Annotated in this window: 15 protein-coding genes; 14 read left to right on the top strand and 1 reads right to left on the bottom strand. The window is 45.2% G+C overall.

Going from position 1 to position 18,873, the window contains the following annotated elements:
- Positions 1-79: 79 nt before the first annotated feature.
- The 5 genes from ACFQ88_RS07130 (at position 80) to ACFQ88_RS07110 (ending at position 5,225) form a co-directional block, all read left to right on the top strand.
- Positions 80-1,387, top strand: a complete 1,308-nt coding sequence (locus tag ACFQ88_RS07130; protein WP_379453265.1) for an ABC transporter substrate-binding protein — start codon at positions 80-82, stop codon at positions 1,385-1,387.
- 21 nt (positions 1,388-1,408) lie between these two features.
- The gene (locus ACFQ88_RS07125; protein WP_379453263.1) at positions 1,409-2,020 is read left to right on the top strand and encodes a 3-keto-disaccharide hydrolase; all 612 of its coding nucleotides are present in this window, start codon (positions 1,409-1,411) and stop codon (positions 2,018-2,020) included.
- Positions 2,021-2,112: 92 nt separating this feature from the next.
- Positions 2,113-3,192: a Gfo/Idh/MocA family protein gene (locus ACFQ88_RS07120; protein WP_379453261.1), complete on the top strand. Its 1,080-nt coding sequence runs from the start codon at positions 2,113-2,115 to the stop codon at positions 3,190-3,192.
- A 55-nt stretch (positions 3,193-3,247) separates the two neighbouring features.
- The gene (locus ACFQ88_RS07115) at positions 3,248-4,249 is read left to right on the top strand and encodes a Gfo/Idh/MocA family protein (protein WP_379453259.1); all 1,002 of its coding nucleotides are present in this window, start codon (positions 3,248-3,250) and stop codon (positions 4,247-4,249) included.
- Positions 4,242-5,225, top strand: a complete 984-nt coding sequence (locus tag ACFQ88_RS07110; protein ID WP_379453257.1) for a Gfo/Idh/MocA family protein — start codon at positions 4,242-4,244, stop codon at positions 5,223-5,225. The genes ACFQ88_RS07115 and ACFQ88_RS07110 overlap by 8 nt, the downstream gene beginning before the upstream one ends.
- A gap of 137 nt (positions 5,226-5,362) precedes the next feature.
- Here ACFQ88_RS07110 and ACFQ88_RS07105 read toward each other — a convergent pair whose 3' ends face one another.
- Positions 5,363-6,103 (bottom strand): helix-turn-helix transcriptional regulator, encoded by a 741-nt coding sequence (locus ACFQ88_RS07105; RefSeq protein WP_239624958.1) that lies wholly within the window; start codon positions 6,101-6,103, stop codon positions 5,363-5,365.
- Positions 6,104-6,387: 284 nt separating this feature from the next.
- On the opposite strand from ACFQ88_RS07105, the gene ACFQ88_RS07100 reads away from it, so the two are divergent.
- The 9 genes from ACFQ88_RS07100 (at position 6,388) to ACFQ88_RS07060 (ending at position 18,556) form a co-directional block, all read left to right on the top strand.
- The gene (locus ACFQ88_RS07100; RefSeq protein ID WP_379453254.1) at positions 6,388-6,651 is read left to right on the top strand and encodes a hypothetical protein; all 264 of its coding nucleotides are present in this window, start codon (positions 6,388-6,390) and stop codon (positions 6,649-6,651) included.
- Positions 6,648-8,105 carry a sulfatase family protein gene (locus tag ACFQ88_RS07095; RefSeq protein WP_379453252.1) on the top strand — a complete coding sequence of 486 codons (1,458 nt, stop codon included), beginning with the start codon at positions 6,648-6,650 and terminating at the stop codon, positions 8,103-8,105. The genes ACFQ88_RS07100 and ACFQ88_RS07095 overlap by 4 nt, the downstream gene beginning before the upstream one ends.
- Before the next feature lie 32 nt (positions 8,106-8,137).
- Positions 8,138-9,274 carry a glycoside hydrolase family 88 protein gene (locus ACFQ88_RS07090; RefSeq protein ID WP_379453250.1) on the top strand — a complete coding sequence of 379 codons (1,137 nt, stop codon included), beginning with the start codon at positions 8,138-8,140 and terminating at the stop codon, positions 9,272-9,274.
- Positions 9,275-9,387: 113 nt separating this feature from the next.
- On the top strand, positions 9,388-10,704 hold the full coding sequence (locus ACFQ88_RS07085; protein WP_379453248.1) for an ABC transporter substrate-binding protein: 1,317 nt from the start codon (positions 9,388-9,390) through the stop codon (positions 10,702-10,704).
- 199 nt (positions 10,705-10,903) lie between these two features.
- Positions 10,904-13,561 carry a sensor histidine kinase gene (locus ACFQ88_RS07080; RefSeq protein ID WP_379453246.1) on the top strand — a complete coding sequence of 886 codons (2,658 nt, stop codon included), beginning with the start codon at positions 10,904-10,906 and terminating at the stop codon, positions 13,559-13,561.
- Entirely contained in the window at positions 13,558-15,060 is a 1,503-nt protein-coding gene (locus tag ACFQ88_RS07075; RefSeq protein WP_379453236.1) for a response regulator transcription factor, read from the top strand. The genes ACFQ88_RS07080 and ACFQ88_RS07075 overlap by 4 nt, the downstream gene beginning before the upstream one ends.
- Positions 15,061-15,188: 128 nt before the next feature.
- Positions 15,189-16,106, top strand: coding sequence for an ABC transporter permease (locus tag ACFQ88_RS07070; protein ID WP_379453234.1), 918 nt, complete (start codon positions 15,189-15,191; stop codon positions 16,104-16,106).
- Positions 16,106-16,990, top strand: a complete 885-nt coding sequence (locus ACFQ88_RS07065) for a carbohydrate ABC transporter permease (protein ID WP_379453697.1) — start codon at positions 16,106-16,108, stop codon at positions 16,988-16,990. Before ACFQ88_RS07070 ends, ACFQ88_RS07065 begins: the two co-directional genes overlap by 1 nt.
- A 39-nt stretch (positions 16,991-17,029) precedes the next feature.
- On the top strand, positions 17,030-18,556 hold the full coding sequence (locus tag ACFQ88_RS07060) for an extracellular solute-binding protein (protein WP_379453232.1): 1,527 nt from the start codon (positions 17,030-17,032) through the stop codon (positions 18,554-18,556).
- Positions 18,557-18,873 lie beyond the last annotated feature (317 nt).

Genomic DNA, 18,873 nt, shown 5'->3' with positions numbered 1-18,873 from the left:
TTATGGTTTCAGGCCTAACTGTTAAAAAATCGACAAGGAAATAGTCTATTGAAAAAACCATAGTAGAGGTGAACTTAATATGAAAAAAATTACAGTTCTTTTCCTCCTGATATGCTTTTTCATCATGACTTTGGCAGGCTGTTCGAGTAAAGAGCCAAGCTCCGAAACTTCATTGGACTCCAAAGAACCGATAAATTTGAAGGTGTATGGATACAGCGCCAACATGACTGACTCCGAATTTCAAAAGTATTTTGTTGAGCCCATTAAGAAGAAATATCCCAATATTTCGTTGGAGCTTATCACGAGAAATGGGGATAACAATACACCGGAACAGCTCATTGCAGCAGGCAATTTTCCCGATCTCCTGCTTGTGAGCAACATTTACATTGGGATGTTCAACCGCTTGGGCATGACAATGGATATTTCCGAATTAGCTAAGAAAAATAAATTGGATCTCAATCGGTTTGATGCCGGCGCGATGGAAGCCATTCAGCAATTTGGCAGCAAGGACCAGCTTTTTGCTCTCCCGCTTTCAGCCAACTATGGCATAACGCTTTATAATAAGGACATTTTTGACAAATTCGGCGTGCCGTACCCGAAAGATTTGATGACCTGGAATGAAATGCTCGATACAGGGAGGAAGCTTACAAGACTAGAGCAGGGAGTACAGTATATAGGTATAGATCCGGGTCCTGTCGACCAAATGAAGGAACAGTATGCTCTTCCTTATGTAAACGATAAGCAGGATATGCCTGTTCTGAATTCCCCAGGCTACCAGAAGTTATTCACTTTACTTAAGTCGTTCTATGAGGTTCCCGGATTTATCGGTCCCAACAATGTGTACACATATGGCAGCAACGCTTTCTTTAAGAACAGAAATGTTGCGCTTCTCCCCTCTTGGGGCAATGGTGTTGTTGGAATGTTGGAGGATGCGACGCAGCAAGGACAAAATCTTAACTGGGATATTGTCACTCAGCCTGTTTACTCCGAGTTCCCGAACATTGGACGGCCTGCCAATATGCCGGTTCTGATGGTTTCCCCAAAGACGGCGCATAAAGATGCAGTATTTCAAGTGATCAATACGCTTGTGGGGGATGAAGTGCAAACCTTGCTAAATCGAAATGGCCGATTAACTATCCTAAACGATGATAAAATTAAAAGCCAGTTTGCCGCTGATCTAAAAAGCTTTCAAGGTAAAAATACGCAAGCGGTTACTAAATTAAAGCAGGCAGCCAGCGTCCCTATTACGGATTATGATGTCGAATTAAAAAAGATCATACAAAACGCTGCAAAGGATATGGCTCAGAGCGGTAAGGACGTAAACACCATACTGAGAGAGGCCCAGAGCAATGCAGAGAAAAAAATGGCTGAGATGAAGCAGCAATAAAAATTTGAGAGGAGATACAGTATGAATGCCTTGACAAGTGAGGATATTAAAGCTGGTTATCGACTATTGTTTGACGGTGAGTCTCTAAATGGGTGGGCTTCAACTCTTAATACTGCAGGATGGATTGTCAAGGACGGAAACTTAGTGTGTAAGGGCGAAAGAAGCGGATACTTGTATACTCTAGAAAAATTCGAGAACTTTATTCTCGACTTGGAATACAGAACAGCACCTAACGTCAACAGCGGTGTTTTTTTTCGATGGTCGGATCTTACGGATCCGGTAAACACGGGTCTTGAGGTGCAGATTTTAGATACATACGATCAGGATAACATGGTCAGAAATAGCGCAGGCGCATTATACGATCTGGTTGCTCCTTCTTCCAATGCCGTTCGTCCGGCAGGGGAATGGAATCGTCTAATAATCCGGTGTGATCGTAATGATATCCAAATTACTTTGAACAGCGTTCCGGTTGTTGAAGCGGATATAGATCAATGGTCTATCCCTGGTAAAAATCCGGATGGTTCGGATAATAAATTTAAGTATGCCTGGAAGGATCAACCGCGTCTAGGGCATATCGGCCTTCAGGATCACGGAGGATATGTAGAATTCAGGAATCTTAAAATAAAGCTGTAACCCCGATTTATTAAAGTGGAATAGGGGATAGCAACCGATTCGATTCGAATTGGTTGCCTTTCCTATTTAGGAAGCAGAGGAGTGATTAGGGAATGGAGAAGGAATTGAGAGTCGGCATTATTGGCTGTGGCGGGATCGCGCATGCAAAACATATGCCGAGTCTGGCCAAACTGCCTCAAGTCAGTCTGGCAGCATTCGCAAATCGAACAGAAGCTAAGGCCCGTCAAGCCTCTTCTGCATTCGGATCGACGGATGCCCAAATATATACGGATTATCGTCAGCTGCTAGAAGACCGGACGATTGATGTCGTGCACGTCTGCACCGCTAACGATTCGCACGCAGAGATAGCTATAGCGGCCTTGGACGCAGGCAAGCATGTGATGTGTGAAAAGCCTATGGCCAGAACGACGGAAGATGCTAGAAGAATGGTGGAGGCAGCTAAACGATCGGGCAAGAAGCTTACAATCAGCTATAACAACCGGTACCGGCCCGATTCTCAATATTTGTACCAGGTGTGCCGTAATGGAGATCTGGGACACATCTATATGGCCAAGGCCCATGCGTTGCGCCGGCGTGGTGTCCCGACATGGGGCGCCTTTCTGGATAAGGAAAAACAGGGGGGCGGACCACTGATCGATATCGGCACTCATGCGCTGGACTTGGCGTTATGGCTGATGAATAACTATAAGCCTAAGACAGTGCTGGGGAAAGCATTCCATCAGCTCGGCAAACAGGCTCATGCAGCTAATCCTTACGGATCATGGGACCCGGCGAAATTTTCCGTTGAAGATTCCGCATTGGCATTGATTACGATGGAGAACGGGGCAACAGTGACGCTTGAGGCTAGCTGGGCTTTAAACATTGTGCACGAAGGGGCAGGGAAAGTAACCTTATGCGGAACAGCAGCCGGTGCTGATATGTGGGACGGATTAACTATCAATGGAGAAAAATACGGGAAGCTGTATACGACTCGGATCCATCTGCAGGATGCGGGAGTTCCCTTCTACAAGACCGTTGAAGAAAGTCCGGCAGAGCTTGAGGCGCGTCTATGGATCGAAGCGATCTTGAATGACAGCGAACCGGTCGTCAAGCCGGAGCAGGCGCTGGTTGTGCAGGAGATTCTTGATGCAATCTACCTTTCGTCGGATACCGGGGAAGCTGTATCCCTGTAAGTGATAAAGAACGTGGAGTGTGAGCTTGCATGGGCTCAAGTTAAGGAGGCCGAATATGATACAAGCAGCTATAGTGGGGACTGGTAAAACAAGTAAGCGGTATGCGCAGCATTTGTTGAAAGCAGGGCAAGCAGAGATCTTCGGTATTTATGACGATGATGAAGTGAATGCCCAGGAGTTGGCGGCTGAATACGGGTGCCGTGCGTTCTCATCGTTCGAACGATTAATGGAAGCATTGCCGACAGGCAGCGTGCTTGTTGTTGCCGAGCCTGAGGATAGCGATAAACCCAGCATACTCCAAGCGCTGAAATCGGGCTATCATGTGATAGCCGGTATGCAGGGATACCACCTTGGAGATATTCAAGAACTACTAGCGTCAGCTTCCAGCAGCTCCGGAGGCCGGTTGTTATTTGCAAATCCGGAGCGTTTTTATTATCACAATAGAGACTTAAAAAAGCGTATTGAAGACGGTGCGATCGGCAGTCTTGGTATGATTAACTCCAAGCGATATTGTCCGCTAATACCTGATGATGATGTAGGGGTACCGATTATCGATGGAGGAGCCGCCTTGAATCGTCTGGCTCTGAAGGAGATTGATTTGCTGCGCTGGATTGCAGGTGAAGTGGATACGGTTTATGCCATGCGCGCAAGCATCAGGCCGCTTGATTACGTTTTGGTGACTCTGCAGTTTCGAAGCGGAGTGATTGCCAACCTCGAAGCCTACTCGGGATATCCCGGAGCATATACATCGGCTGTCGAATATGCAGGCTCGAAAGGCGTAATTCGTTATGACAACCGTAAAACAAATGCTTTCCATGTGCATAGAAGAGCCGATAGCGACGTAAATCCGGGTACGCGCGGATTCAGCCCATCCTTCCGTAATCCGGAATATGATAACTTGGTACACATGCTTGATTGTCTCGATAAGGACAAGGAGCCGGCAATGACTGTAGAAGATGCGTTTGAAACGATGCGGGTTGTAGCGGCCGCTTCTCAATCGCTGCATACCGGACAACCGGTAAATCTATTTAGCGAAGGGGTGGGGAACGATGCGTAAGTTGAAAATAGGGTTGATCAGCTTTGCCCATCTTCATGCCGTCAGCTACTTGCACGTCTTGCTGCAGCGCAATGATGTGGAGCTACTCGGTATATCCGATGAGAACCGGGAGAGGGTAGAGCCGTTCTGCCGGCAGTACCAGATCCCATACTTTGCGGATTATCGCGAGCTGTTGGCTGGTGATGCCGATGCCGTAATCATCAGTTCCGAAAACTCGCGACATGCGGAAATGACAATAGAGGCTGCAAAGCATAAAAAGCATGTTTTGTGCGAGAAGCCGTTAGGTATTTCCAAGAATGAGATGCGTCAAATGATCGAAGCGTGCAAAGAGCATGGCGTCCAGCTCATGACCTCGTTTCCAAACCGATATATACCCATGATAGTGCAGGCTAAAGAAGCTATCGATCGTGGGGAAATAGGCCAAGTGGTGGCCGTTAAAGCTACAAATAAAGGCGAGATGATAGGAGGATGGTTCAATGACCCCTCATTATCCGGAGGAGGAGCGCTCATTGATCATACGGTACACGTTATGGATTTATTGAATTGGATGCTGCGTTCCAAAGCGGTTGAGGTCTACGCGGTATCGGGAAGCCTGTTCCATGGCGTCGACATTGATGATGCCGGCATAGTTCATGTGAAATTCGAGAATGGCGTGTTTGCCGCCCTTGATGCAAGCTGGTCTCGTACGCACGCTTTTCCATACAAACGCGATTTGACGATGGAAATCATAGGGACAGACGGGACGCTATCGATTGATTACTTTGCCCAGATCAACGAGGTTTACAGTCAAACGACCGACCACGCGGAATGGAGCTATTGGGGCGACAATAAGGATGAGCTGCTGATCGATGATTTTATTACATGCCTTAAAGAAGGAAAAGAAGTTCCTATCAACGGTGAGGACGGGTATAACTCAACGGTTATTGCGCTGGCTGCCTATGAATCGGTTCGGTTAAAGAAGCCGGTAAATCTTTAAAAAACGATGCACAAAAACTGAAAAACTCAAGGAGCAATGATAGCTCTCCCGTGTATTGAGCAAAGAAGTAACGAAATCTCTCGTTGCTTTTTTTGTTGCATAGGATTCGGTTGATTTTGGTAGATAGAACTGACTTCTTATATATATTTTCGCGGACTCATACCTGTGTGCTTTTTAAAAAACTTGGAGAATGAAAATACGTCACTAAATCCAAGATCCGCAGCAATTTCAGAAATACTATGCTCTCTGTATCGGAGCAATTCCTCAATCTTCTGAATCCGAATATGATCAATATAAGATTTCAAGCTTTCTCCGGTAATCTCCTTGAACTTCTTAGATAGATGACTGCGTGAATACGACAACTCTTCAGCAAGCTCATAGATCGTAATAGATTTACCGTTTCGCTTATATACCTTGTCCATAATATGTTTTACTAACAACTCGGACGAATTGTCATTTTCCCGAAAATGGTCGTAATGAACATAATGAAGAATCGTTTCAAGAAAGCCGATTACAAATACTTTCTCGCATTGCAAGTAAGGAGATTCATGAATGGCCGTCTTAAAAGAGGAAATGAGCTTTCTTGTGATTAGATTGCTGCGAATAACCCCAGCCCAATGGGGAAGGTCCTCTTCTTCGCGCTCAAACTTTATTGATATCCAGGCAACGGGCGGCTCACTGTACCAAAATCCATGCTCCAAGCCTGGAGGGACTAGCAGCATGTCGCCAATCTCCAGAGATAATACCTCACCGGATATACTGCATTTAATAACTCCTTGAGTAACAATTTCAAGCTGCCAATAATCGTGCCTATGAGGTATCACTTTAGATGGTGAAGATTTCGACCCAAAACCAACGGAGAGCACTTTGGATTTCATTGCAATCCTCCTCGGATGTATACACTAGGAATGCGACATTTATACAAGTATTACGATTATTTGGACATTCGCTTTTTGAAAAGTGCATGATATTTTAAAAGTATTATAGAACAACAATTATGAGCTCACAAGGGGATTAATACAAGAGAAGGATTTACCCGAGATCATCAAATCGACAGAAGGAGGGACGTGCGACTAACACTCATGCCTGCTTCAAAAGTACATGTAAGTTAGAGGGATTTACCCATTCTGGTGATCAAATTTAATGATAGGAGAACAAACTTATGTATCAAAAACCAACGTTTACCCCGCCTCCGGAGCATCCAAGGTTGTTTCTGCGGCGACAGCATGTGCCGGCGGAGCTGGAATCACCGGCTTCGCAAGGAGCGGCCTGGGAGCGGCGGCACCTTGCCACGGAAACAGTGACCGACGAGAGCGGCGTGCTGCACTGGACGTGGACAGCCGCAGCCGGACAAATCCGGTTGTGCTACCGCGGACACGGAGACGCTGATCAAGCTCGGTTCGGCGAAGGAGGGAACGCACAATGAGCGAGAAGCCGAATGTCGTCGTCATCATGGCCGACCAGCTCCGCTGGGATGCGTTCGGGGAGCATACGCCGAACATCAATCAGCTGAAGGCGGAGAGCGTCGTCTTCGACCGGGCGTACTGCGCATCACCGTTATGCGTCCCGGCTAGAGGAGCTTTTTTTACCGGCAAGTATCCGAATGTAACGGGCTCGCTGATCAACCCGTGGGAGGAGCAGGAGAAGCAGCACGGCATGGTTCGCCCCGAGCATGAGCATTGGTATTCGCTTCTAGAGGAGCAGTGGGACAGTTGGCATACCGGCAAGCAGCATCTGTTCACCGAGCCAAAGCTGGAGCATAGCGAAGATAGCAAAACCCATTGGCTGCAGCTGGAGCAGCGGTATGAATCGTTCTTGAAGGCCAACGGCAAAAAGAAACCGGGTGGACCTGCTTTTCAGGGTCTCGTACCCGAGCTTGCCTTCGGCAAAATTACGCGAAAGCGCAAATACTCGATCCCGACTATCGGCCGATATGAGGAGGAGCTCGACTACTTCTACGACGGCTTCATCCTCAACGACTCACTAGAAGCGATACGCAGCCGAGACCGCAGCAAGCCGTTCGCGCTGAACGCGATGTTCCTCGCGCCGCATCCACCACTCGACATACCCGAGCCGTGGTATTCGATGATCCGGGACGTGAAGCTGCCGGATAACGTCGGCGTATGGGCCGACAACCAGTCGCCGCTTCAGCTGTACAACCTGACGGGGATGCTCGGATCTTCCTACACGCGCGAGGAGTGGGAGCGCATCTGGAAGGTGTATACCGGACTTGTCGCGCTGCTCGACTATTGCGTTGGAAGGCTCGTATTCGAGCTGAAGCAGGAGGGCTTGTACGACAACACGCTGATTGTGTTCACCAGCGACCACGGGGAAATGCTCGGCTCGCACCGGCTTTGGCAAAAGATGTGCATGTACGAGGAATCGGTGAAAACGCCGCTGTACATGAAGTTTCCGTCCGGGTTCACTCCGGCGGTAACCCGGTCCGGGGAGCTCGTCAGCAGCGTCGACGTGCTTCCTACGCTATGCGATTATCTCGGCATCGAGACGTCGGACGGCGTATCGGGCCTCTCCTTGATGCCGCTCCTGCGCGGAGAGCGGGAGAAGCTCGAACGCGAACGGGTCTTCATCCAGTTCGATGGAAACGGGGCGCGGAGCAACTTCCAGCGGTGCGTGATCGAGGGAGATTACAAGCTGATCGTCGATATTTTCAAGGATGAAATGTTCATCGAGCTGTACGATGTGACGAACGACCCGCAGGAAATGACCAATTTGGCGTTTCAGTCGGAGGAACATGGCCTCCGTATCGAAACCATGCTGGAAGCTTTAAGACGGCACATGCGCGATACGAACGATTTGCTGGCGCTGCCGGATGGGCTGTACGAGCGATTTTTGGCTGATTACGAGGTATTTAAAGTATAAGAGAGCTTGTATTTTAAGGAGAGAACGCAAGAATGAGTGTACAACCGAACGCACAATGGATTGAGGAAGCATGGAGCAAGGCAGCAGCCAAGATCGGTCAAACGAGCCGGACGATCGGAGCGGGATTTCCGCACGTGTCCAAGGAAGGCAAATACGATAATACGGGGCCAAGCTTTTGGACATCCGGCTTCTGGCCGGGTCTCCTGTGGCTCGTATACCGCGAGACAGGCAACGAGGAGCTGAAGCGGATAGCCAAAGAATGCGAGAGCAAGATGGACGTGTGCATCGACGAATACACGGGCCTGCATCACGATGTCGGCTTCATGTGGAGCATCACCTCGGTAGCCCACTATAAGCTGACGGGGAATGCAGCGTCGAAGCTGCGAGCTTTGAAGGTGGCGGCATGGCTTGCCGGCCGGTTCAATATCCGGGGCAATTACATCCGTGCCTGGAACGATAACAACTGGAAGAGCGAGAACGGCAATACCGGCTGGGCCATTATCGACTGCACGATGAACCTGAGCCTGCTATTCTGGGCTTCCGAGGAAATAAGGGACCCGAGGTTCAAACATATTGCGATGGAGCATGCGAACACGGTGCTGCGGGAGTTTATCCGCGAAGACGGCTCCGTCTATCATATCGTCCAGTTCGATCCGGAGAGCGGGGAGCGCGTCGGCGCATTGGGAGGCCAAGGCTTCGCACCGGAATCGGCGTGGGCGAGAGGTGCAGCATGGGCACTGTACGGCTTGGCGCTGTGCTACAAGTATACGAAGGACGATAAGTACTTGCAGGGGAGCAAGAAGGTAGCCCACTTCTTCCTGGCCAATTTGCCGGAAGACCTCGTTCCTTACTGGGACTTCCGCTTGACGACGCAGGAGGGGGCGCCGAGAGACTCCTCGGCTGCGGCGATTGCGTCGAGCGGTCTGCTGCTGCTGGAAGAGCTGCTGCCTGCGGAAGAAGGCCGATTGTACGGGACGTCGGCGAGACGCATCTTGCAGTCGATGGCGGAGCGTTACGCGATCTGGGACGCGAGCGACGAAGCGATTCTGCCTCACGGCACGGGCCACTGGCCTGCCAACAAAAATATCGACGTCGGCTTGATCTACGGAGATTACTATTTCGTCGAAGCGCTGGCGAAGCTGCGCGGACAGACGGAGCTGTTCTGGTAAACAGGGGGGACGCCACCGGCGTCCAAACCCTATTTTAAAAAAATGAGATGACAACGCTTTCTTAATTATGTGGAAGGTCATTCCATAATCAAAATGCAAAGGAGAGCTTTTTTATGCCTAGTAAAATGAGTGTCTCGGTAATGTTTCTAGGTTTGTCAACTTTATTCCTGTCCGCCTGCAGCTCAGATGAAACAGGAGAGAAGGGGGATGGATTAAAGCCGCCTGAGCCGATTACCCTTAGATTTTTTAGCGGAGATAATAACTTCCAGAAGCGTCTGACAAGCGATAAAGTAAAGCAAAAATTTCCACATATCACTGTTGAATTTTATGCAGGGAATACGGCAGGCGGAAAACTAGAGGATCTCATAGCAGCAGGACAACCCCCAGATGTGTATTATCAAGGGTTAAGCGGTTTGAACAATGAAATCATCAAATATAATATGCAATATGATATGTCCGAGCTGATAAAAAAAACGGGCTTCAATATGAACAGGCTCGATCCTGCATACTTAGATATCATCCGCGCTGCATCAGAATCGCTCGGAGGCACCTATTACGGCCTTCCCGTGACAACGTTCACACCCGTTCTTTTTTACAACAAGGACGTCTTCGACAAATTCGGCGTTGCGTATCCGAAAGACGGGATGACATGGGACGAGACTTATGAGTTGGCGCGCAAGCTAACCAGAGAAGACGCCGGCATTCAGTATAAAGGAATGACGATGAATTTTCCCTATTTATTCGATAACAATCAGTTGGCCGCTCCATATTTGCATCCAAAGGAGAATCAGGCGATTATGGATACTGACCAATGGCGCTCGATATTCAAAACGTTCGGTCAATTTTACAAACTGCCCATGAGTAAGCCGCTGACAGACCGCAGCCGCCCCGTGGAAGTGAACGATTTTACGAAAGACCGGATTTCCGCGATGCATGCGGATGTAACGGCTGCGATCGAGAGCTTTCCTGACGATTTCGTCAATTGGGACATGGTATCGCTGCCTACTATGGCGGAGGCGCCTCTTTTGAACGCCCAACTAAACCCAAGGTTTTACTACATCATGAGCTCGAGCAAGCATAAAGATGAAGCGTTCAAGCTGATCGAATTTTTATTGACCGACGAGATGCAAATGATGGCCAGCAAAACGGGGTACGGCACAGTGCTGGACAACGAAGAGATTCGCAAAGCATACGGACAAGATTTTGCCAAGCTGAAGGGGAAAAACACCGGCGCTCTGTACGTCAACAAACCGGTAAAAGTAAGTCCGGCCCGTGATGCTAAGCTGGTATCGGTACCCACCTCAAGCCTCGTTTCCAAAGAATTCAATGCATACATTAAAGATTTGAAAGATGTCAACACGGCTTTGCGCGATTTGAATGAAGGAATAAATCTGATGATCGATCAGGAGAAAAAAGCTGCGTCGAAGTAAAGATAACAATAAGCGATGAAATCTTGCGGGAAGTCGTACGTCTCGCGGTAACACGAGATCGTGATGCCAGATGCTCCTAATGCTGCGTAACAGCGGCATTCTCGTATTAGCAGGCTAGCCAGAACTTTTCTGGTTGGCCTGTTACTACTTTGAAACCTTGAGTTAGTAATTCCGCATCCTGTGTTCAAGGAGTGATTCAGTGTCGTTCAGGATGAAGTTAAACGGATTGTTTCTAGGACTTACGCTTGCCTTCATGGCAATCTCTTCCTTCATAAGTTATTTTGTATCCCAAAAATTAATCATCGATAACATAAAGCTATCGAACGAAAGCGAACTGTCGATCAATCTTGAAACAATGGAAAATTCCATTAATAAGAGCAAGGAAAAGTTTCAATTATTTATGGATGACTTCCAATTTCATTTTGACAGCGACGACGTTAAAGACAACAATTTCATTCTAAGAAAGGCCTTTGACTTCAATTCCGAGCTGCGAACGTTCCTGTATTCCAATAGAGAATTCAAGGGTATCTTTTTATACCAAAATCAAGTGCTTATCGGGACTTCCTTGGCGAATGAAGTGATTTCATATACAGATGATATGGATGAGAGAGCGGCTACTCAGTCACTAAACGAATACATATGGACTCAATTGAAGGAAGATTGGAAATACGGACAGAGCGATTTTTTTGAAGAAAACTTATTAATAGCACCGATACAAGAGGGGGCTTACCTTATTGCAGTACTGGATTTTCAGAAGCTCCTCGACCAAAGCGATCTACAATTAAATAAGCTTAATGCGAAACATCAAGTGATATACGGTGATCAACAAAAGATAGGAGATCTTTTAAATCATCGATTTACTGAGCCCGATACCGGGGCTATCGTGACGTTTCGACTCGAAAATCAGATCGTCTCCGTTAAGAATAAAGATGGAAACAAATACATTTTATTGCGGGATATTAGTCCAGTCGACCATAGCATCAATCAAATCGTGTGGAAGCTAGTTGGTTATGGGTTGATTATATTCATTGTATTTGCTGCGATATCCCATTTTAATACGGGATTGATTTTAAGACCGGTGTATGATTTCATTCAAAAACTTAAGCAGGTAAAGGGATTCGAAGAACGCGAATCAATTCACCGCTACATTACAACTTATAGAGAGCACTCAAGTGCGTATAAAAAGCTGTTTCTTTTTTTCTCCATGATAATTATTCCTACACTCAGCATGATTCTTATTTCATATTATCATTTCGACCAAGTTATTGAAGAGAATTCACGACAAGCTAACATTCAAATGTTCAAACAGACCGCAAAAAGAATAGAAAATAACCTGCAATCGTACCATTCTTATATGAGTTATTTGATTCTTAATAGAGAATTTCAAGAGCTAATGATGAATGTTAACGGGGATTCGTTACAAAGGAGCCGGGAATTCTCGGATACTTTAATTAGGAAGGGAGTCATTGATAAGAGCTTAAGTTATATTTCCATCTACGATGCGCATAACCGGCTTGTGTTCTCCAATACGAAAAATAAACCGGCGATTACACCTACACAGCCCTTATTGGTTATGAAAAAGGAAATCAAATATTTAGCCAATACGCTTGATAAATCGAACCTGTTTAAGTACATGGGATACATTGAATTCGGAATTAACAGTGTTCTAGATAACCAGCGGCATGCAGCAGGTACATCAGCCGTTACCCTCATGAACCGTAAAAGTGATAACGACGATGTCCATATGATTAGTTCACGCATGGATCACAAGTATACCGAATATATACGCAAGCATACCACGGAGATGATAGGAGATCCGATTGATCACAAATATATAACCGTCAAAGGTCAAAAAACGTTGTTCTCCACAATTCCGATTCATGACCTGGAAGAGTGGAATTTAGGTTTGTTTGTTCCGGCCTCCTGGGAAGAGCAGCGGTATATTTTTATCATCCTGTATTTGATTGAGATTTCCTGCATGCTCTGCATTATTATTATTGCCTCTTACCTATTGGGTAAGCGTATGACCGCTCCGGTACGAAGGGCGATCCACTTGATGGAAGGATATCCGCATGATCAGTCCATTCGATTACGCGGTACGGAGCATGACTTTGAATTTGTTATTCTAGCCTACAATTTCAACAATATGTTAAGTCGGCTGGAATCCTTATCGATTGAGCTAAAGACTAAAGAGAACGAAAACTTAGAAATGGAAAAACGGATCAATAAGCTCTTGTTTAAAGCTTTGCAGTCGCAAATCAATCCGCACTTTCTGCAAAATATCTTCACTTCCATCATGCTGCTGCTCAAAACAGGGAAGTCCGAGGAAGCGAGTAAGATGCTTGTAGCAACAGCCAAATTTCTGAAAACGAGCTTATCTGGGTCAAGAGATTTAATTACGCTTGATGAAGAGCTGGAGCATGTACAAAATTACATCCAAATCCAAAGTATCCGCTTTGAGCACCAACTGGTTTTTCAGGTTAATGTAGATGAAGCCTACTACAAGGTGTTCGTTCCTAAGTTAATTTTGCAACCGATCGTAGAAAACGCGATTCACCATGCGATGGAAAAGAATCGGGTATTAACAATCAGAATTTCCAGCGAAATAGCAGAAAACAATAACTTAATCATCCTTATCGAAGATGATGGTAAAGGAATGGATGCTGCTCAATTAGCAAACGCAATTCAAACGATGTACAACAAAGCACAATCCGCTCATTGCGGATTGTCCAATGTTCATGAAAGATTAACCCTTGAATTTGGCGTTGGGTGCGGACTGGAAATTAGAAGTGCCAAGGGGACAGGTACTCACATTAAAATGAAAATCAGACTGCCACTGCGGAGGTTGGAGACATGAACAAGTTTACACTTATGATCGTGGATGATGAGAGGATCATTAGAGACGGGTTGTGCAGCTCCATAAATTGGGAGGCGTTGGGATTTAAACTGGTGGCCGTTGCCGCTGATGGTGAAGAGGCACTGGAGCTGTTCCAGGAGCATAAGCCGGAAGCGGTTATTATGGATATTCATATGCCTGACCTAAGTGGACTAGAAGTGCTGGAGAAGTTTAAATGCTTGCATCCTGAAACAGAAGTTATTCTGCTTAGCGGGTACGACGAATTCGCTTATGCCAAAAAAGGAATTCAGGAAGGGGCATTCGACTATATCATAAAACTGACTATGTTTCCGGAGCTGGAGGAATGCTTAAAGAAGTTGTATCACGTCTTGTCCCACAAGCAGGAGGAGAGCCGACAATACAATGAGCTTTTGATGCTCAAAAACGATTTTACGTTTCAACAATATATTAAGGGCTATTTGAGCTCAGAGCTCAATCGAGCTGCGGAGAAATCTTATTATAGCGTGGCAAGTATATGGCTTCCTTCGCTCCATCCATTAGATGTGAATAGATTAAGCCAAATCAAAATTCCCCTAAAGATGATGTTAAAACAGGAAAACCGCTATATCTATATTATTTTCATTAAGGAGAACGATGAAATCCAACTCTTTCATAATAAAATAATAGAGTCGATTCACCTCATTGAGTCTTATTTGTGCGATATGATGGTTACCGCATACAAAATTGGAATTGGGTCCATAAAGCCTTACATCTCGGAAATTCCTCGTAGCTTCAACGAAGCAATGAAGACGACCGATTATCTTAGAGCTAGGGATTCAGCTAACTCAACACGGTCCGTCTTATTTTATGGAAGTTGGCAGGGGCAGGATACGAGCACCCAGTTTAAAATGGCTTCAAATATGCATTGGGTCAACTGGGTCTATACCGGTGACACGGAAAATCTGATCAGCTGGATGAAGACGGTGTTTGCCGAAAGCTGCTTAAATAAAAATATAAATGTCTCGGATATAAAGTATTTATGCTTTCAGATTGTCGCTCAATTCGAAAAAGTTACTAAAGTCAAAAAGAATGAAACCCTTTCTTTGAATGAATTTGATTCGATTACGGATTTAGAAGCTCCTATGCTTCAAATTGTAAAAGAACAATGCATCCTTGCCAATCGTAGATTTCAGCTGCAAAAGAACGAAAGCATATCATCCGTTAAAGAGTATGTGGATGGGATGTATACGACCAATTTGAACCTGGAAGATGTCGCACGGCAGTTTTATTTCAGTCCGGGTTACTTATCCTCCAAATTCAAAGAGTACACCGGAATGACATTCTCCAAGTATTTGATAACGAAACGAATCGAAACAGCTTCCCAATTGTTGGCTGGAACCGAAATGAAAATTTATGAAATTGCCAAAGAAGTCGGTTACTCGGACGAGAAGCATTTTAGCAAGCTGTTCACCCAATTAAAGAAGATGGGGCCAAGGGAATATCGCAGGCATTACAAGTAAAATTTACACCGGCTTACTTCGTAAAAATATCCACCTTTTTGGGGTGTTTCACCTTCTGTTTTTTATTGGGGTGTAACGTATACTGTAAGTATCAAATGTATGCGGTTACATACCAAAGGGGAGATAAGATGGAGCACAACAAGTTTTACAAAATTCAGATGTTTTATTCTAAGTATCAAATATTTCTTTTTATTGTCCCGGCTTTAATTTACTACATTATCTTCAGGTACAAACCATTGTATTTTATCCAGATTGCGTTTAAGGACTTCAGAATTACACGAACGCTAGAGAATAGCCCATGGGTTGGCTTCGATCATTTTGTCACGCTATTTCATTCAACCGACTTTCAACAAGCTCTACTCAACACACTGATAATCAGTTTCTATAAGATCTTGTTCGGTTTTCCGGCACCTATCCTATTAGCTTTAATGTTGAATGGACTGAAAAATGCAATATTCAAAAGAGTCAGCCAGTCTATTCTGTATCTTCCTCATTTTATTTCCTGGTCAGTACTGGGAGGAATCATCTACGGTTTATTATCTGTACATGACGGGTTAGTAAATGAGATTGTCAAATGGTTCGGACACGAGCCGATTTATTTTATGGGAAACAAGGAGTATTTTCGAGGGATTCTGGTTGCATCGGAAGTGTGGAAAACGATGGGGTGGGGGACCATATTATATTTAGCGGCCTTAACCCGTATCGATGTGTCCCTTTATGAAGCAGCACGTGTCGATGGCGCTTCACGCTCGCAGCAGTTATGGCATATTACGCTTCCAGGTATCTCCACCACAATCGTGGTGCTGTTCATTATCCAAGTCGGTCATTTGCTTGATGTCGGTTTTGAACAGATTCTGGTGATGAGCAATCCTATGGTAATCAATGTGGCGGACATTATCGATACCTATGTATTTCGTGTCGGTCTCCAAGAAGGCAAACACAGTCTGGCCACTGCGGCAGGACTATTTAAAACATTGGTTGCAGCCATTCTCGTTTACTCGGCAGATCGGTTGGCCAAGGTCATAGGGCAAAGGGGGATTATTTGATGGCTAGTGCTAGCACGATTCGGGATAGTAAGCATCAAATAGGTGATAAGTTGAATAATGCGATCATGCTATTGTTGTGCATTATTATGCTGTATCCGTTTTGGCAGACGGTGGTCGCTTCATTCATGACGGAATCCGAATACTTAACTTCTCGGTTCAAAATGATAGTGACAGCACCCACTTTAGCGTCATATAAGCAAATTTTTCAAGACGGTACGATCTTTATTCATCTCAGGGTTACATTCTTAATTACAGTAATCGGGACTACTGTCGCCTTATTTATGACCGCCTATTCGGCTTATGGATTATCCAAACCGTTCAAAGGCTCAAAAATAGTTATGTTTCTGATCGTTATGACGATGTTCATGAATGCCGGTTTGATTCCTGATTATATGAATTATAAGGAGCTCGGGCTGATCAATAATTTCGCTGTTTACATAGTTCCTTATATGATCAATACCTTTTATCTAATTATTATGAGATCGACTTTTATGGAGTTTCCTAAAGAATTAGAGGAGGCAGCCCGTATCGATGGCTGTAATGATTTTCGGATCTTCTTCACTATCGTCTTGCCGTTATCCAAACCTATTTTGGCCGCAATCGGATTATTTTTCATGGTAAGCTTCTGGAACACTTATATGCAATCGGTATTCTTTATCACCGACAAAGAGTTAAAGACGGTTCAGGAATATTTGCAAAAAATGATTAGCAGCACGCAAGATTTGGAAGCCGTCATGCTCGCTGAATCCGGAGAAGAGGGCTTTAATTCAGAAACTATACGTTTAGCGAATATCGTACTGGTTTTACTGCCTATCGTCACGGTTTATCCGTTTTTGCAAAAATATTTTGTGAATGGAATCATGATGGGTTCCTTGAAAGGCTAGTTTTCCAAACCATTGAGAGTAGAAAGGGTGTTTGAAGGTATGAAATTAAGAAAAACGACCGCTTTAATCCTTATCCTCGTACTGGCGATTGCTGTTCTCGGGTGCTCGAATCAATCAGGAACCACCACGGATTCCAAGAGTGACCAGAGTCAAGATTCCGCTGCTAAATATGGTAACATTAGTTTGGCGAAAAAGTATGACATTAAGTGGTTTCAGTGGGGTCCTCGCGACATACATCCTGATGATGCCATTATCAAATATTTAAATGAAAAATTTAATGTAAATATTAAAGTGGAGCGGATCTTAGCTAAAGAATACGTAAAAAACCTGGAGTTAAAAATTGCGGCAGGTGACATGCCCGATGTATTCCGATATTCGCTCAGTACTGGAGCGCATATTTATAGCCAGCTATATGAAGACGGTTTTTTGATGAACTTCAACGACTATGCCGAAAAATATGATTTAAAAGGTATAAAGACTTATATGAAGCAACCCGGGACCGAGGAGTTCCGTGAAGAGAACGGGGTTTATCAGCTCCCATCCCGCAAAGCGGGAGTCATCCCCAGTGTGGTGGTAGTTCGTCAGGATTGGTTGGATAAGCTTGGATTGAAGAAGCCGACGACTATGGATGAATTCAAAGCGATGCTGAAAGCATTTAAAGATAATAAATTGGGGGGCGCTAACACAGTGCCTATCACGTTTGCGTTCGGATCCGGCGCATTTCTGAATCTATCTACTAGTTATACCGGCGTCAATACTTGGGGGAAAGCGGACGGCAAGTGGATGTATGAAGCAGTCATGCCGCAATATAAAACATTCCTGCAATTTGCGAGTGAACTCTATCGGGAAGGTTTAATTGACCGGGAATTATTTACATCTAATGAGGCTCAAGCTAAGGCCAAGTTCATCTCCGGGAGCTCCGGTGTCATCGTGGCTCCTACGGAAAGATATGTGGCTCTCGAAAAGGATCTAGCGGAATCCAACAAAAGTGCCAAGCTATCGCTGCTCATTCCGATGCCTAAAGGACCTGCAGGGGGCTTTGGCAGAGTTGACGCGAGCTTCACGGAACCAATCGTAGTTATTAAAAAAAATCGGGATGAAGATTTCTTGGCAAGAGTTGCTGCTATTATTGATTACACCCATAGTGAAGAAGGGATTAGGATACTCAACTATGGAATTGAAGGCGTTCATTATACAATGGAAAACGGCAAGATGGTGAAAACCGCACTCTATGATCGGGATATCATTCCGTCATTGGGACACTTAACAGCCATGACAACGGATTATTCATTAGCATCAGGGGATGTAGAAGGCGCACTAAAAGACAATTATGAGTACTCATTAAAATCCGGTATCGCACCTCCGATAACGGCGTTGAGCTACGGAGCTTCCAAGGATTTAATGCCGTCTATTGAAAAAAAATACAATGAATGGATGATCAATTTTGTAACCGGAGCTAAGGATATTAACTCTAATTGGGATCAATATGTGAAAGAAATGAATGACACCGGGATCAGAAAGCTCACTGAGGCAGTTGAACAAAATACGAATAAAAGGGGCAAGTAACTACTGGCACGAAAAGCGATCTGAAAGACAGTCTCAAGCGATATCAGATGAATAGGTAATGAAAAAAAGGAGCTAAGCCGTTTGTAGGTGCCTAGCTCCTTTGCTTTTAGCGTCAATTGCTAAAATCACACATTTTTACAAGTACATTAATTATTCTGACATTCGTTTCTGGCGTAATCCATGATAACTTAGGTAATAGGATGATATAAGTAAGCGCTTCTATCGGGGCAAATAATCTAGTAAAGGTAGGGATGACGATATGGTAAGAAAAATGTCAGTGCCTCCTCTGGAACTTACAGATTCTACGGGAGCAGACA

This window comes from Paenibacillus sp. NPDC056579 (genome assembly GCF_042793215.1).
Lineage (GTDB): Bacteria > Bacillota > Bacilli > Paenibacillales > NBRC-103111 > Paenibacillus_S.
The sequence above is the reverse complement of the archived record's forward strand: the minus strand, read 5'-3'. Positions and strand labels throughout refer to the sequence as shown.

Coding starts and splice junctions, on each gene's coding strand:
- ACFQ88_RS07130 (WP_379453265.1), top strand. CDS start 80: ATGAAAAAAATTACAGTTCTTTTCCTCCTGATATGCTTTTTCATCATG.
- ACFQ88_RS07125 (WP_379453263.1), top strand. CDS start 1,409: ATGAATGCCTTGACAAGTGAGGATATTAAAGCTGGTTATCGACTATTG.
- ACFQ88_RS07120 (WP_379453261.1), top strand. CDS start 2,113: ATGGAGAAGGAATTGAGAGTCGGCATTATTGGCTGTGGCGGGATCGCG.
- ACFQ88_RS07115 (WP_379453259.1), top strand. CDS start 3,248: ATGATACAAGCAGCTATAGTGGGGACTGGTAAAACAAGTAAGCGGTAT.
- ACFQ88_RS07110 (WP_379453257.1), top strand. CDS start 4,242: ATGCGTAAGTTGAAAATAGGGTTGATCAGCTTTGCCCATCTTCATGCC.
- ACFQ88_RS07105 (WP_239624958.1), bottom strand. CDS start 6,103: ATGAAATCCAAAGTGCTCTCCGTTGGTTTTGGGTCGAAATCTTCACCA.
- ACFQ88_RS07100 (WP_379453254.1), top strand. CDS start 6,388: ATGTATCAAAAACCAACGTTTACCCCGCCTCCGGAGCATCCAAGGTTG.
- ACFQ88_RS07095 (WP_379453252.1), top strand. CDS start 6,648: ATGAGCGAGAAGCCGAATGTCGTCGTCATCATGGCCGACCAGCTCCGC.
- ACFQ88_RS07090 (WP_379453250.1), top strand. CDS start 8,138: ATGAGTGTACAACCGAACGCACAATGGATTGAGGAAGCATGGAGCAAG.
- ACFQ88_RS07085 (WP_379453248.1), top strand. CDS start 9,388: ATGCCTAGTAAAATGAGTGTCTCGGTAATGTTTCTAGGTTTGTCAACT.
- ACFQ88_RS07075 (WP_379453236.1), top strand. CDS start 13,558: ATGAACAAGTTTACACTTATGATCGTGGATGATGAGAGGATCATTAGA.
- ACFQ88_RS07070 (WP_379453234.1), top strand. CDS start 15,189: ATGGAGCACAACAAGTTTTACAAAATTCAGATGTTTTATTCTAAGTAT.
- ACFQ88_RS07065 (WP_379453697.1), top strand. CDS start 16,106: ATGGCTAGTGCTAGCACGATTCGGGATAGTAAGCATCAAATAGGTGAT.
- ACFQ88_RS07060 (WP_379453232.1), top strand. CDS start 17,030: ATGAAATTAAGAAAAACGACCGCTTTAATCCTTATCCTCGTACTGGCG.